The 15687-nt window shown below is 34.3% G+C and carries 10 protein-coding genes and 1 pseudogene; 7 read left to right on the top strand and 4 right to left on the bottom strand.

The window, feature by feature from the left end:
- Positions 1-6 precede the first annotated feature (6 nt).
- Entirely contained in the window at positions 7-1653 is a 1647-nt protein-coding gene (treC, locus tag AC1RPU_RS00620) for an alpha,alpha-phosphotrehalase (protein ID WP_481760946.1), read from the bottom strand.
- A gap of 17 nt (positions 1654-1670) precedes the next feature.
- Entirely contained in the window at positions 1671-2393 is a 723-nt protein-coding gene (gene treR, locus AC1RPU_RS00615) for a trehalose operon repressor (protein ID WP_481760945.1), read from the bottom strand.
- Positions 2394-2588: 195 nt separating this feature from the next.
- Here treR and AC1RPU_RS00610 point away from each other — a divergent pair.
- Both AC1RPU_RS00610 and AC1RPU_RS00605 read left to right on the top strand, forming a co-directional pair.
- Positions 2589-4582 (top strand): annotated as a pseudogene (locus tag AC1RPU_RS00610) (PTS sugar transporter subunit IIABC).
- 205 nt (positions 4583-4787) lie between these two features.
- Positions 4788-6815, top strand: a complete 2028-nt coding sequence (locus AC1RPU_RS00605) for a copper-translocating P-type ATPase (protein ID WP_481761140.1) — start codon at positions 4788-4790, stop codon at positions 6813-6815.
- 54 nt (positions 6816-6869) lie between these two features.
- Here the strand turns inward: AC1RPU_RS00605 and AC1RPU_RS00600 are convergent, their stop codons facing one another.
- On the bottom strand, positions 6870-7775 hold the full coding sequence (locus AC1RPU_RS00600; protein ID WP_481760944.1) for a proline-specific peptidase family protein: 906 nt from the start codon (positions 7773-7775) through the stop codon (positions 6870-6872).
- 165 nt (positions 7776-7940) lie between these two features.
- Between AC1RPU_RS00600 and AC1RPU_RS00595 the strand changes: the two genes are divergently transcribed.
- Together AC1RPU_RS00595 and AC1RPU_RS00590 are read left to right on the top strand one after the other, a co-directional pair.
- Positions 7941-8933 carry a biotin--[acetyl-CoA-carboxylase] ligase gene (locus AC1RPU_RS00595; protein WP_481760943.1) on the top strand — a complete coding sequence of 331 codons (993 nt, stop codon included), beginning with the start codon at positions 7941-7943 and terminating at the stop codon, positions 8931-8933.
- A complete protein-coding gene (locus AC1RPU_RS00590) occupies positions 8920-9444 on the top strand; it encodes a biotin transporter BioY (protein ID WP_481760942.1) in 525 nt (174 codons plus the stop codon). The genes AC1RPU_RS00595 and AC1RPU_RS00590 overlap by 14 nt, the downstream gene beginning before the upstream one ends.
- Positions 9445-9496: 52 nt before the next feature.
- Here the strand turns inward: AC1RPU_RS00590 and AC1RPU_RS00585 are convergent, their stop codons facing one another.
- Positions 9497-11920 (bottom strand): Xaa-Pro dipeptidyl-peptidase, encoded by a 2424-nt coding sequence (locus tag AC1RPU_RS00585; protein WP_481760941.1) that lies wholly within the window; start codon positions 11918-11920, stop codon positions 9497-9499.
- Positions 11921-12074: 154 nt separating this feature from the next.
- On the opposite strand from AC1RPU_RS00585, the gene AC1RPU_RS00580 reads away from it, so the two are divergent.
- The 3 genes from AC1RPU_RS00580 to AC1RPU_RS00570 all read left to right on the top strand — a co-directional run bounded on the left by AC1RPU_RS00580 (position 12075) and on the right by AC1RPU_RS00570 (position 15662).
- Positions 12075-13676: a peptide ABC transporter substrate-binding protein gene (locus tag AC1RPU_RS00580; protein WP_481760940.1), complete on the top strand. Its 1602-nt coding sequence runs from the start codon at positions 12075-12077 to the stop codon at positions 13674-13676.
- A 133-nt stretch (positions 13677-13809) separates the two neighbouring features.
- Positions 13810-14913, top strand: a complete 1104-nt coding sequence (locus AC1RPU_RS00575) for a YibE/F family protein (RefSeq protein ID WP_481760939.1) — start codon at positions 13810-13812, stop codon at positions 14911-14913.
- A complete protein-coding gene (locus tag AC1RPU_RS00570) occupies positions 14910-15662 on the top strand; it encodes a YibE/F family protein (RefSeq protein ID WP_481760938.1) in 753 nt (250 codons plus the stop codon). Before AC1RPU_RS00575 ends, AC1RPU_RS00570 begins: the two co-directional genes overlap by 4 nt.
- Positions 15663-15687 lie beyond the last annotated feature (25 nt).

Raw genomic sequence — 15687 nt, 5'->3', positions numbered from 1 at the left:
TTTTAGTTAGTCAATCAAAAAGGCAACTGACTGATATGGAGCTAACGTCATAGCTGTTTCTAATTTGATATCGGTTGGATAATTATTGATGACAGTTGATATTTCCCCGGTAAATGCAGGTAAAGTAATCGTTGTCGTTGTACCATAGAAATTATTTAAAACAATTAAACGTTGATTTTTTAGTATTCTTTGGTAAGCAAAAACTTGAGTATCGTCCATTAAAAGAGGTTGATAATCACCAACAGAGACAATTGGCAGAGTCTTACGTAATTTAATTAGTTGTTGATAGTAATTAAATATTTCGCCGCGTACTAATTCATTTTGAACGTTGACGATAGACTGATTCATTGGCATCAACCATGGTTTTTCAGCTGAGAACCCTGCATACTCAGAGTTATTCCATTGCATGGGAGTACGACTATTATCACGAGATTTTGCTTGAATAATGTCTAAGGCTTCAGTTTCACTGAGTCCTTTCGCTAATAATGTTGGGTAAATGTTTTTGGTTTCAATATCATTATAATCAGATAAATGCTGATATTGAGGATCGCTCATCCCAATTTCTTCTCCCATATAAATAAAAGGCGTTCCACGTAATAAATGAATAGTTGTCGCTAGCATTTCGGCAGATTTTTCACGAAAATGGACGGGATCACCAAAACGATTAATAGCACGAGGCTGATCATGATTATTCCAAAATAAAGCGTTCCAACCATGACCAGCTGTCATACCTAATTGCCAATCATTTAGAATGTTTTTTAAACTCATAAAGTCAAAAGGCATCGTCGTCCATTTATTTCCATGGGTATAGTCAACTTTTAAATGGTGGAAGGTAAAGACCATTGATAACTCGTTGTTTTTGCCTAACGTGTATTCAATACAATTATCGATTGAAGTAGAAGACATTTCACCAACGGTCACAGCATCAGGGTCTTGACCAAAACTAGATTCGTTAAGTTCTTGTAGATATTGATGAACTATTTTTTTATCTGTATACATAAGTCTACTATCAGTACCATAAGGTGCATCAAGTAAATTGACATCTTTACCGATGACATTGATAACGTCGAATCGGAAACCTTTAACACCTTTGTTGCGCCAAAAATTAACAATCTTGGCCATTTCTTTTCGAACTGCTGGATTATGCCAATCTAAGTCTGCTTGAGTTGGGTCGTAGAGATGAAGGTAGTACTTACCCGTATTTCCGAAAGCTTCCCATGCAGGACCACCAAATTTAGAATCCCAATTAGTTGGAAGCGAGCTATCTGGTTTTGCTCCACGAATATAATAGTAAGCCATATATTTTGGATCACCTTTTAGCGCTTTTTGGAACCATTCATGTTCAGTTGATGTATGGTTAAAAACCATATCCATCATGACATCGATGCCTACAGATTTTAGCTTGGTAACAAGTTCATCAAAATCAGCCATAGTACCAAACTTAGGATCAATATGATAATAATCTGAGATATCATAGCCATTATCATTTTGTGGTGATATGAAAAAAGGATTAAACCAAATCATATCAATATTGAGTTGTTTTAAATAAGGTATTTTAGCGATAATCCCTTGTAAATCGCCCAGGCCATCATTGTTACTATCATAAAATGATTTTGGGTAAATTTGATAAATAATTTTATCTTCAAATGTCATCGTTATTCTCCTATTAGTTATATTTTCTTCGTCCGTCGTGCAAAATCAACAAAACTAAAACGATCTGAGCGGTGAATAGCTTCGGTAATCTGAAATAAACGACTATCTTGTAAATAGGTTTCACTTCTTATGACAACAACAGATTCTGTTTTTGGAATGTTTAATAATTTTTGGATAGTTGTATCTGCTGGTTCAACTGTAATTTTTTTAATAGCATAACTGATTTCTAAGCCTAATTTATTTTCAAAATAATCATAAAGCGAATTTTGGGCAACTGCTAAAGGTATCTCAGGTACGATATCTGAAAGTATGTAGTCACGATCAATAACACTGGGTTCATTTTTAACAAGTCGTAGACGTTCAATAAATGTCGCTTTATCGCCAACAACAGACTTAGGTGCAAAACTCTCTATAGGAATAGTTGTGACAAGTAACTGTCTAACTTGTGTTTCCGAATTCATTTGAAGAGACTTATTCAGTTCCTCATATGAAGTAATACCTGAGACGGGAAAAGCGAATCGTTGAATATCTAAAACAAGCGATCCTTTGCCTCGAATTTTTTGAATATAGCCATTGGTTAGTAAATTTTGGAGAGCCTTTCGAATTGTTTCGCGAGAAGTACCGTATAAATGGCTCAATTGAATTTCACTAGGTAGGAATGTTCCTGATGCGTAAATATTATGTGTGATTTTAGTGACAAGATCTTGATAAATACCTAAATGTTTATTTTGGTTCGTCATAATAGTCACCTCCAATGATAAGGTTATTTTAACATAAACATTCTAGTCTATACAAGTATATATAAATGTTAATTTAAAAGAAAAGAAAGCGTTGACATCCTGTATAGACAGGTTTATTATAAGGATAACTTGAAAACGCTTAATCGCTGTAAGCGAATCTAGTTAAATAAATTAAAAAAAATGGGGGAGAGAACAATGTCGATTTTTAAAAGAAAACAAAAGGTAAATGATGATAAGTTTTACGCACCAGCAACTGGGGAGTTAATTGATTTAGAAAATGTGAGCGATTCTGTTTTTGCTCAAAAATTAATGGGTGATGGCTTCGGATTTAAACCAACCGCAGGGGAAATTTATAGTCCAGTATCTGGAACTATAACATTGGTTGCATCAACAAAACATGCTATCGGATTCACGATGGATAATGGACTTGAAATTTTATTACACATGGGTGTTGATACGGTTGATTTAAAAGGTGCACCATTTGATATTAATATTAAAAAAGGTGCTCGTGTTCATGGTGGTGAATTACTTGGGACTATGGATTTAACACAAGTTTCTGAAGCACAATTAGACAATGTTTTAATGGTAGTAATTACAAATACACAAGATAAATTAGACAAATTAACATTATCGGAACCACAACCTTTTGAAGGTGGCACGGAAGTGGGATCTGGTACTGCAAAAGGGGAGGAATAGTTATGGCAAAAGATTACACACAATTAGCTACAGACATTATCAAACAAGTCGGTGGTAAAGAGAATATTAAGAGTTTAATCCATTGTATTACGCGGTTACGATTTTACTTAGTTGATGAAAGTAAAGCAGACGATGAAGTGATTAAAAATTTAACAGGTGTAATTGATGTTCGTCATGCTGTTGGACAATATCAAGTTGTTATTGGACCAGCTGTTACTGATGTCTATGATGCAGTTATTGCACAATTAGGAACATCATACGCAGGTGGCGAGGTCGATGCTGCCGATGATGCACCAGCTGAGGAAAAACCAACAACATTCCGTGGAAAATTGAATGCTGGATTTAATACTTTGATTGGTGTTATCACAGGTTCTATGATGCCAGTAATTGGATTATTGGCTGCTAGTGGTATTTTAAAAGGATTACTTCAAATGGCTGTCGATTTTCGTTGGACAGAAGCCACATCACAGACTTACATTTTCTTATCAGCCATGGGAGATTCAGCATTCTATTTCTTACCTATTATTGTTGGATTCACAGCTGCACAGAAGTTAAAATCTGATCCAATTATTATGGCTATTGTTGGTGGTGTCTTGGTATATCCTTCACTTTTTGGTATTGCAACAGGAACAAAAGTGTTTGGACAACTTTTGGGGATGTCATTAAATACTAACTTATTTGGGATTCCAATTCATATGGTTAACTATACTTACAGTATTTTCCCAATTATTGCTGGAGCATGGTTAGCACATTATGTTGAAAAAGGACTCAAAAAAGTTATTCCACAAGTTTTACGAATGATTTTTGTACCATTGTTAGAAGTTATGATCGTTTCGGCCGCTATTATCATTATTGTTGGACCTATTATTACGTTAATTAGTACAGGTATTTCTATTATTTTAAACACAATTTTAACAGCAAACTACCCAATTGCAGGTTTTGTTATTGGTGGATTATATCAATGTTTAGTTATCTTTGGTTTACATTGGGCAGTTGTTCCTTTAATCGCAAACGATATTGCTTCAAAAGGCTACAGCTACTTAAATGCAATTGTTTCAATTACAATGGTAGCTCAAGGTGCTGCTGTAATGGCAGTTATGATTAAATCAAAAATGGCTAACATTAAAGAATTATCTGGTGGTGCAGTTATTGCAGCATTCAGTGGTATTACAGAACCAGCTATTTATGGGATTACCTTAAAATATGGGCGTGTCTTCTTAGCAGCTAATATTGGTGGTGCAGTTGGTGGATTAGTAGCCGGACTATTAAACGTTAATATGTACGGATTTACTGGTTCATTAATCGGATTCCCTTCATTCTTTACACCTTTAAAGTTTGGTGGAGGAATGAGTAACGAAATTAACTTTTGGATTGCATCAATTGTTACAATAATCGTAGCATTTGGTTGTACTTGGGTCTTTGGATTTAAAGATTCCGATGTACTTGCTGAAAAAGAAGTTAACCGTCGTAAAACAATTGGTAAAGATGCATAGAATTGTAAATTAACTAAAATGTTTATGTGATTATATAAAAATGTCAAAGGGATATTTATCTCTTTGACATTTTTTTTGTAACAGATAAATTATTTGACTATCTAAGTTTACAAGTGTAAACTAAAAATATAAATTAATGGAGGCGGTATAAATGGATCACAAAGATATGAAAGAAATGGATCACATGAATATGAATCATAAGGATATGAAAAATATGGACCACATGAGTATGGATCACATGGATATGGAAGGAATGGACCACGATCAAATGAACATGGGTGGGCACATGATGCATATGGGAAATCTAAAATTGAAATTCTGGATTTCTTTAGTTTTAGCAATTCCTATTGTTTTAATGACACCTATGATGGGGATTAACTTACCCTTACAGTTTACTTTCCCTGGATCTGATTGGGTTGTAGCACTTATTGGTACTGGATTATTTTTCTATGGCGGTAAAACATTTTTAGATAGTGCAAAGATGGAGCTTGCAGATAAAAAGCCAGCAATGATGACCTTAATCGCAATGGGTATTAGTGTGGCATACTTGTATAGCTTATATGCTGTTGTGATGAATAATCTTGTAGATCCAAGTCATCATGTTATGGATTTCTTCTGGGAGTTAGCAACGTTAATTGTCATTATGTTGTTAGGTCATTGGATTGAAATGAACGCTGTTATGTCAGCAGGAGATGCTGTTCAAAAATTAGCACAACTCTTACCTAAACAAGCACATATCGTTAGAGAAAATAAAAAAATTGAAGATGTTGATTTAACAAATGTTCATGTTGGAGATATTCTGTTAGTTAAAGGAAATGAAACGATTCCAGCTGATGGAACAATTATTTCTGGTAAAACAAGCGTCGATGAAGCTATGATAACTGGTGAATCGAAACAAGTTGAAAAAGTAGTAGATGATGAAGTCGTTGGTGGATCAGTTAATGGTAATGGAGAAATCCAAATGACTGTAACGGGAACTGGTGAAACAGGTTACTTAGCTCAAGTTGTTAAATTAGTCACAAAAGCGCAGTCAGAAAAATCAGATACGGAAACGTTAGCTGATAAAGTTGCGGGATATTTATTTTATGCTGCCATGACTGTTGGTATTTTAGCATTCATTGTATGGTTAATTACAGGGACATTTAGTCAGGCATTATCAATTCTTGTAACTGTTCTAGTGATTGCTTGTCCACATGCTTTAGGTTTAGCCATTCCATTAGTTGTTGCGAGAAGTACTTCTTTATCAGCTAAAAATGGCTTATTAATCAAAAATAGAAATGCGCTAGAAGTTGCACACACAATTGACACATTACTTGTTGATAAAACAGGAACTTTAACTGAAGGTCATTTCGTGGTAACCGGATATAAAACATTTACTGATCAGTTTTCTGAATCAGAAATTATCGGATTGATGGCGTCGTTAGAACGTGGATCGACACATCCTTTGGGTAAAGGAATCATTCAAAAAGCAGAAGATTTAAAAATTGAGATTCCAACTGCAAGTGAAACACAACAAATTAATGGTGTTGGATTAGAAGGACATATTAACGATGATGCATTCAAAATTGTTTCTGAAGCTTATGTTAATAAACAACAGTTATTAACGGATGAAATGGCTTCTGACAACGAAGGAGATTCAATTAGTTATTTAATTCAAAATGAAAAAGTGATTGGGTATGTTGCTCAAGGGGATCAAATTAAACCAGAATCATTTGGTTTAGTCGAAAAATTAGAAAAAATGAATATCAAAGTGATTATGTTAACTGGTGATAATCAACAAGCTGCTGATAAAGTTGGTGCAAAACTAGGTATTGTAGATGTTCGTGCTAACTTAATGCCTGAAGATAAGGCTAAAATTGTTAGTCAGTTAGAGGGCGAAGGACATAACGTTATCATGGTTGGTGACGGTATTAATGATGCGCCTAGTTTAGCAAGTGCAACAATAGGGATGGCAATTGGTTCAGGTACGGATGTTGCTGTCGACTCTGCAGACGTTATATTAGTTAAAAGTAATCCGATGGATATCATAAAATTTTTGAAATTAAGTCGAAACACAAGATTGAAAATGATTCAAAATCTTTGGTGGGGTGCAGGTTATAATATTATTGCATTACCATTGGCTGCCGGCGTTTTAGCACCAATTGGCTTTATTTTAAGTCCATTAGTGGGTGCAGTTGTGATGTCGTTAAGTACAATTGTTGTTGCAATTAATGCAATGATGTTACACGATTAAGAGATAAAAAAATACCACCGTTGATAGTAGTTATCAATGGTGGTATTTTTTAATTTAATCTTTAAAATTGTCGTTTTCAACATCTGATAAGAAGGTACTTAAATGATCAAAGTAAACAGGAGCGTTATCGATCATATGATGATGACCACCCTCAGGAGTTGTTTCAAGACGAGCATGTGGAATTGTTTCTGACATTCTTTTAGCTGTTGCTAAAGGCATTGTTTCATGTTCGCCAAATGTGATTAATGTTGGGACAGTAATATTTTTAATGCGGTCACGAGTAGACCAGTCTTTTAATTTACCAGTCACAACGAATTCATTGTTACCTTGGAAGTAATTATAAACGGGTTCAGCCATTGTGCTTACTAAATGAGAAATTTGGGCTGGCTTTTTACGATCAACATAGCCGTCATTTAAAATATCGACATAACCTTGGTAACGGTCATTATCAAGATCGTTATTTTTTTCACATTCTTGCATGTAGGCAAGCGCATCAGCATCCAATTCTTTAGCACGAATAGCATTAACGTTTGCTAAATATTCGTTAATATCATCAGTCATACTTGAGATAATAGCACCTTTTAAATGGTCACCATATTTTAAGGCGTATTCTTGAACAAGAGCACCACCCCATGATTGACCAATTAGGTAGAAGTTATCTAAACCTAATTTAATACGGACTTCTTCAACTTCATCAATGAAGTAATCAATATTAAGAAATTTATCAACATTTTCTTGTTTAGTAAAATCTGGTTGATCAGAATACCATGAACCGAGTTGGTCATACATTGAAACCTGAACGCCAAGAGGTGCTAATTTTTCAGCAAAATTTTCGTAATATTCATGTGTACCACCAGGCCCACCATGTAGACAAAGTAGTTGGATATCACCTTGTCCTTCAGTATGAGTCCAGAGATGATAACCATTATCTAACGTAATAATTTTCGTTCCGTATGCCATATTAATCCACCTAATTTCTTAAGAATAGATTAATCATAGCACTTTTATGATTATTTACCAGAATGAAAGTGAGGATGGTATTTTTTTAAGAGTGTTAGTTGCATATTTTAGTGAGTTAGCTTAAAGTTATGTTAACTAATAAAATTAAAAGGTTAACGGTGTAAAATGAAAACTAAAGACAGTATTCTAAAAATATTAGCTGGACAACAAGATACTATTATTTCGGGAGAACTATTGGCTGAAAAACTTGGCGTTTCGAGAACTGCTATTTGGATGGCTATTAAGAGTTTACAAGAGCAGGGTTTTGACATTAAGACGATTCCACAAAAAGGATATAGTCTAAATGATGGTAATCAGTTGAACGCACAACTAATTCAATCTTATTTAACAACTGACATGATGCAAATTGAATTATTTGATGAAGTGACATCTACCAATGTATTGGCGAAAGAGCGTTCAAGCCAGCCCGATATACAGGGTCCACTGTTAATAGTGGCCAATAGTCAAACAGCAGGATATGGTCGATTTGGTCGAACATTTGAATCACCAGAAGAGACTGGGATTTATATCAGTTATTTATTGAGAATTGATCAACCTATCAAAGATGTTGGTCAGCTAACGACAGCAACTGCCATGGCGGTTAGTTATGCTTTAGAAAATAAATTGAAAATTCAACCACAAATAAAGTGGGTGAATGATATTTATTATCAAAATAAAAAAGTCTGCGGGATTTTAACGGAGGCTGTCACAGATTTTGAAACGCAGCAAGTGACAAGCTTAGTTATAGGGATTGGGCTAGATTTTAAAACAGACCTTAAAAAATTATCTCCAGAGTTACAAGATAAAGTGGGTTCATTAATTGATGAATCGAATAATGTCACACGGAATGAGTTGATTGCTGAAATTACCAATCAATTTATCCAAATCTATCAGAATTACCAAAATGGTGACTTCATGAATGATTATCGTAAACGGTCACTAGTTATTGGACAGACAGTTACTTTAAAAAGTGGTCATCAAGAAATTATTGGTACAGTTGAAACAATTAAAGATGATGGACAGTTGGTATTGAGAGATAAAAATGGGCAAATAACGACTTATATGGCTGGTGAAATTACAAAGGTGAATGTGGAAGGCTTAACAAATGGGACAAAATAAACAGTTAAAACAATTAATTATAGCAGCAGAGTTAGCAGCCGTTTTGGGTGTTTTATCCCAGTTAACCATTCCATTGGGGCCAATCCCGTTAACGTTACAAACCATTTTTATCGGATTATTATCGAGTTTGAGACCGGTTCAAGAAGGATTAAAAGCGGTGGGCATTTATCTCCTATTAGGATTAATAGGAATCCCAGTTTTTGCTGGATTTCATTCGGGACTTTTTTCTTTAATTGGACCAACAGGTGGTTATTTATTTGGTTTTTTAGCCTATATTATCTTAACGGGGCTGTTTTTAAAATGGTATGGTAATGGTCGTTGGCAGTTGTACATGGGGAATTTATTAGGTGCTAGTGTGCAATTAGTTTTAGGAGCAATCTGGTTAATGGTTTACCAACAAACCTCGATGCAACAAGCATTTTTAATAGGTATTTTACCATTTTTGATTGTTGGATTTATTAAAGTTATTTTTGTGTGCGAATTGTCTCATTACTTAATACGTAGATATTGATAAATAAAAAAAGAAAATCATCAATAATTTTTTTGATGATTTTCTTTTTTATTTAGAATAATGATACTGTACTAACAGATTGATAAGGAATTTTAAGACGCGAATTAGCTAAGTTAATAGTATAACTATCTGAATCGTTATTTCGTAAAGTCATCCCAAAATCTGTTGCGTAAATGATTAATTCAATCTGATGACCTTCCTTAATGTGATAGGCAGTTGGTTGTAAATCAAAATCTACTGTGTTGAAAGTTCCTGGAAGGACAGAATCATTTTGATAACGATTTGTCCTATTTTGTAAATTGATATGACCTTTGGAAATCATTTTCCAAGGAGTTTTTGTGGGATTTTTAGTAAATTCAACCAAATCATCTTCACGCCAATGAAATCCCATATCTAAAGATTTTCGTTTGAGAATGGATGGCACGGGGGTGAGTCTATTTTCTTCACCATAATCGATAAGCATGCAACTAATGAGCCCTTTTGTTTGTAGTGCTGCAACAGACAATTTTATGTGAGCAGAACCGGAAATAAACAGCGGTTCTGTTAATGGTTCTGAGATTAATTGGATTCTATTTTTAGCCATTTCTGTTTCTTTAGTTGAAACTAAAGCTTGATTCCAAAGATGATTATCTCTGACGTAGTTGTTAAAAAGGTCAGTTGGTAAGTTATCTTTGAAAGTAGCAAATTGGTGAGCATCTGATGTGACTGATTGTGTTAATTTATTTTGTTGGAAATGATAGGATTGGGTAGGAGAATCCGGGTCTGCCCAATCATCATAAGTGTGCCACGTTTCAGCTTCTAGGTTATCTTGTATGGTGACATTGGGAATAAGTGTCTCAGCACCATTTTCGATATTATAAAGTTGATTTGATAACCATAAATTCATCATATCAGTGAAATCTAATGAGCGAAAGTTATTGATATAGATATGTTTACCTTGGTGTAAGAATAATTTTTTAACAATAGGTAAAGGACGTAATGCTTGCCAAAGTTGTTCAACTTGGCGAGGTTTGACGTTCCAATCATTTAAACCATGGACCATAACAATATTTGCTTTGATATTTTTAGTTTGGTTTAAATAATTACGTTCATCCCAAAATTTATTGTAATTACCAGATGCACGGTCTTGTCCTATAGATAATCGATTCATAACTTTGTCAAAGTAGTCTTGAATATTAGCGTAGTCGGCGGCATCTTTTTGGCGACTTAAACAAAGCGCAGCTAAAACATCTGCATCTTCACCTTGGCAAGCTTCAGGCGCGACGACTAGTCCATTTTCACGATAATAATCATACCAACTTGAAATAGCGGCTTCAGAAATGATTGTTTTTAAGCCGGATACACCAGTTGTTGCAGCTGCAGTAGCAAGCGTACCAAGGTAAGATTTACCAGTCATAGCAACGTTACCATTACTCCAAGTGGCTTTAATTGATCGATTATCGAGTTTATTTGTGAATGCTTGCCGATGTCCCGTTAGCCATTCAATAATGGCGACGGTTGATACCGTTTCTTCAACACTCCCACAAGTACGAATACCATCTGATTCTCGAGTACCAATACCAGCTGCATAGACGATTGCAAATCCTCTAGCTAGCATGTAATCGTTGAATGTATACGAAGATTCACGGCTAAAGGTTTGCTCAGTTTCTGTTGATTCTGAGAGGATTGATCGTGGTTCGGGTAAGTTGGATTTCTGATAGTTATAGGTGATATCAGATTCAGTTAATTCAGTAACTGGTTTTTCGGTAAGCGGGATATCAACGTTGCGCATTAATTCAGAATCATCATTTGTGCCTTGATTGTAAGGACTTGCTGTATAAAGAATAGGTACTTTTAGTCCGGATGTAACTAGTGGTCTTAAAATTTCTGTTTTTAATAAATCACGTTGACCATCTTGGTCAGTATCTAATGGGGCTTCAACGTAGACGACTTCACGAATCAGTTTAGTTGTATCAAAAACAGGTTGCGCTTTTCCATTGAAAAATAAAGGTTTCGCATCTTTATAAAATGAAACAAAGTACCCTTTATTTGCTAGTGTATCTGTGAAGACTTGGCCATTTTTGGTATGTGTTGTCAGTAAGAGATACCATGCGGACCAAAAATCATTAACGGATTCAATAATTTCAATAGAAGGTAACTGAATTTTAGCCATTGCCGTAAATGGGTCATCAATTTTGAAATCGACATCGACTTCAAATTCTAGTAACTGTAATGCAACATTATAAAAGATAACAGGTGTTAATTCCTTTTTTGTAGTAAAAAATTCATAAACAGAAATGGATTCTGTCGCTAATAAGGACATCATTTTTTGTTGTTTCGCACCGATTGTTTGATAGTCGATGAGAATTTTATTGAGTAATTGTTCAAATAAATGTGTAGGATTGGTTTCGGAGGCTATATACAAATTAATAGCTTTAAGTTCTTTTATTTGTGTCTCAAAAGTAGGTGTATAGTTAGCAAATTGATTATTTTTCATAAGTCAAAAACTTCCTTTCAGAATTGAGTAAGACACTGGGTTAAGTATAGCTTAAATGTAAAGTTGGTTGAAATGATACGTCTTTATTGACAAAAAATAAGTAACTAGGTAAAGTTAATCACATTAAGGTAACTAAAAAAGGAGAGTGTCTAAAGTGAGAAGGAAAATTGCGGTAGTTTTAAGTATCATGTTTATAGGGGTGCTAGCTGCTTGTTCAAAAACAGCGACGAAAGACGATAACATATTAAAAGTGGCTGTAACTGATCAATTAGGCACTTTAGATTCTACTAAATACAGTGATACATTTAGTGTTGAAGCAATACAAAACGTTTATGAAGGATTGTATACGTATAATCAAAAAAATAAACCAGTGTTAGCTGCAGCAAAAAGTGTGACGGTTAACAAAGCAAAAACAGTTTACACCTATAAATTAAGAGCTGAGAACTGGTCAAATGGGACTCCTGTTACAGCAAATGACTTTGTTTACGCTTGGCAAAAACTAGCAAATCCTAAAACAGCATCACCTAATTCACAACGAATTGATATTATTAAAAATGGGTTTGCTATCCGAAATGGCAAGATGGCCGTTGATAAGTTAGGTGTTAAAGCGCTGAATAAAACAACATTAGAAGTTACTCTGGCACAACCAATTAGCTATTTACCAGAAGTATTAACGGGTGCACCATTTGTACCTCAAAATGAAGCTTACGTTAAAAAACAAGGTAGTCAATATGCAACGGATTCACAACATATGATTGTGAATGGTCCTTATAAATTAACTGATTGGGAAGGAACTAATAACAAATGGTCATATGTTAAAAATACCAGTTATTGGAACGCTAAATCAGTTAAGTTAGCTAAAGTTGACGTTCAAGTTGTTAAAGATGGTGCAACTGCTGGCAAGTTATATCAAACAGGGAAGATTGATTTCTCAATGTTAGCAAATGATTATGTTAAACAATATAAGAATGAAAAAGGGTTCGCAACACGTAAAACACCAATGATTGGTTATTTAGGTTTTAATACTAAGCGTGAGGCAACTGGTAATAAACATATTCGTAAAGCAATTGCGCTAGGATTTAATAAAAAATTATTAGCTAGCAAAATTCTTAATGATGGTTCATCTGCATTAAATGGAATCGTCCCAGCTAAATTTGTGTCAAATCCGATTAATGGGGAAGATTACCGTAAAGAAGCAGGAGACTTGCTTGCTTTTAATAAAAAAGAAGCTAAAGCAGAATGGGAAAAAGGACTTAAAGAGATCGGTAAGAAGGACTTAACAATTGAAATATTGGGTTCTGATACGCCAGAAGCTAAACAAGTGATTGAATACTTGCAAGCGCAGTTAGAGAGTAACTTACCTGGATTAAAAATTAACGCACGTAATATTCCAATTAAATCGCGATTAGCAGCAACAACGGCTTACCAATTTGATATCGTTTATGGGACATGGACACCAGATTATGCTGATCCAATTAACTTTATTAATGATGGTGGCGCTTATCATTTAAATACCGATTACAAAAATGCACAATATTTAAAAGATATCGATCAGTCTAAAAATGAATTTGCAACAAATCCAACGAAACGTTGGAATAGCTTGATTGATGCTGAAAAGCAATTGGTCGAAGAAGATGCTTATACAGTACCTGTTTTCCAAGGTGCAATGGCCTACTTATTGAACCCAGATGCATCCGGATTACACATTAACCCATATGGAACGACATTATTTTATCGTGACATGTCTATTAAGTAGATAATAGTTAGCTGTTTCAAAGCTTTATAAAGTTAAAATAAGATAGATTAAAGTCTGGCCTTTGGTCGGACTTTTTTTGTTGTAAAATGTTAAACTGGTGGAAGTGTATTAATAATAAATGAGGTGTGAACCCATGAAAAAGTTACTTCAGAAGAACATTATTTTAATTCTAACGATTATTATCGGTGGCATACTCGTAATAGGTGTTAAATTTGATCAAGCACTGTATTCAGATACGATTGTTAAAATAACACAGGTTAAGGATGAAAAAACTGAAAAAGTAACAGATGAATTTGAAAATAAAGATACACAGACTAAACAAAAATTATTTGGAACTGTGATGAATGGTAAGTATAAAGGGCAAAAAATAAGACTACCAAATACATATTCTTCATCTCGCGCAAATGATCAAAAATACCAGAAAAATGATCAAGTATTTGTAACGATTAATCCTCATAAAAGTGGATTAACTGGTATTATTGATGGGTTCAAACGAGATGTCGTCGTGGCCATATTAATTTGGATTGCCGTTAGTATGCTGGTAGGATTTATGCAGTTTAGTGGCATGATTGCTGTATTAAGTATCGTCTTAAATATGATTATTTTCTTTTTAGCCATTAAATTTGAAATATTCGTTAATATTACGAACTTCTTTTGGATTTTCGCAGGTATTGCTCTAATATTTGCAGTACTGACCTTGAGTTTGGTAATTGGCTTTAATCGACAGATGCTGGTCACGTTATTGGCAACTTTGACGGGAACTAGTTTATCGTTAATCATTAGTGTCATTATTTTAAAACTGACAAATGATCAAGGGATGCATTACGAAGCTCTATCTTATGCAACGCAAGCGCCAAAGGAACTATTCCTTGCTGCCACACTACTAGGTTCTCTAGGGGCTGTCATGGATGAATCGACAGATATCGTTGCAACACTATTTCAATTAAAAAAAGAACAACCAACTATTTCATCGAAAGAACTTTTTAAATCTGGACGTGAGGTTGGACAATCGATTATGGGACCATTAATTAACGTCTTATTCTTAATTTTTATTGCTGACATTTTCCCACTTGCCGTTTTGTACTTTAGAACGACCAATACAATTGGCTATACTTTTTCATGGACCATGGCTTTAGGAGTTGTCCAAACATTAATCAGCGGTATTGGGATTGTCATTGCGATACCTGTCGCAAGTTTTTTTGCAAGTCGATTAATCAAAGGGGATGACACATTATGATTACAATTGGTTGGTTAAGTGCCATTTTATTTGTCTTAATGGTCATTGTTGGAGGAATGAATGGTGTTCGTTCATTTTTAAGCTTATTTTTTAATTTTATCATGTTATTTTTTACGATTATTTTAATTACGGGAGGATTTCCGCCGGTAGCAGTGACCCTAATTAATGGCATTATTATTTTAGCTATTACGATTTTTCTTGGTGATGATAATGTGCAAGTTACTGAAACTGCTTTTTATGCTTCGTTAATTGTTCTGGTTATTCTCGTTCTTTTGATTATTCCAGTTGAACATTTTGCTGCAGTTCAAGGTTTTGGTGCAGAAGATAGTGAAGAAATAGAAGCATTTTCGTTATTAGTAGGCGCTAATTTTATGCAAATAGCGATTTCAACAGCTATTTTTAGTACTTTAGGCGCAATTGCTGAAGGTGCGATTGCAATTTCGGCTGGCTTAAATGAGATTATTGAACAAACACCAACAATTGATTTAAAAAAGTTATACGCAGCTGGTATTAGTATTGGTAAACATATTATTGGAACAACGTTTAATACACTATTTTTTGGTTTCTTTGGTGGCTTTTTAGCGCTATTTATTTTATTAGTACAGACGCATGCTACATTCGCAGATATTATAAATGATAAAATTTTTGTTGCAGAATTAATAATGATTTTATTTTCTATTATAGGTGTTATTCTAGCGGTTCCAATTACAGCATGGGTTTTAATTCAAAAATTAAAAATAAAAAAATAATTGAAATGAGTTTATGGTTATGTGT

This window comes from Dellaglioa sp. CoH-55-MRSF-7, assembly GCF_056782235.1.
Note: the sequence above shows the minus strand (reverse complement) of the source record. Positions and strands in the feature narration are given on the sequence as shown.

What these genes read in the sequence shown, in the direction of transcription:
- AC1RPU_RS00575 (WP_481760939.1), top strand. Translation starts at nt 13,810, where the DNA reads ATGAAAAAGTTACTTCAGAAGAACATTATTTTAATTCTAACGATTATT.
- AC1RPU_RS00605 (WP_481761140.1), top strand. Translation starts at nt 4,788, where the DNA reads ATGAAAAATATGGACCACATGAGTATGGATCACATGGATATGGAAGGA.
- treC (WP_481760946.1), bottom strand. Translation starts at nt 1,653, where the DNA reads ATGACATTTGAAGATAAAATTATTTATCAAATTTACCCAAAATCATTT.
- AC1RPU_RS00595 (WP_481760943.1), top strand. Translation starts at nt 7,941, where the DNA reads ATGAAAACTAAAGACAGTATTCTAAAAATATTAGCTGGACAACAAGAT.
- AC1RPU_RS00600 (WP_481760944.1), bottom strand. Translation starts at nt 7,775, where the DNA reads ATGGCATACGGAACGAAAATTATTACGTTAGATAATGGTTATCATCTC.
- AC1RPU_RS00585 (WP_481760941.1), bottom strand. Translation starts at nt 11,920, where the DNA reads ATGAAAAATAATCAATTTGCTAACTATACACCTACTTTTGAGACACAA.
- AC1RPU_RS00590 (WP_481760942.1), top strand. Translation starts at nt 8,920, where the DNA reads ATGGGACAAAATAAACAGTTAAAACAATTAATTATAGCAGCAGAGTTA.
- treR (WP_481760945.1), bottom strand. Translation starts at nt 2,393, where the DNA reads ATGACGAACCAAAATAAACATTTAGGTATTTATCAAGATCTTGTCACT.
- AC1RPU_RS00570 (WP_481760938.1), top strand. Translation starts at nt 14,910, where the DNA reads ATGATTACAATTGGTTGGTTAAGTGCCATTTTATTTGTCTTAATGGTC.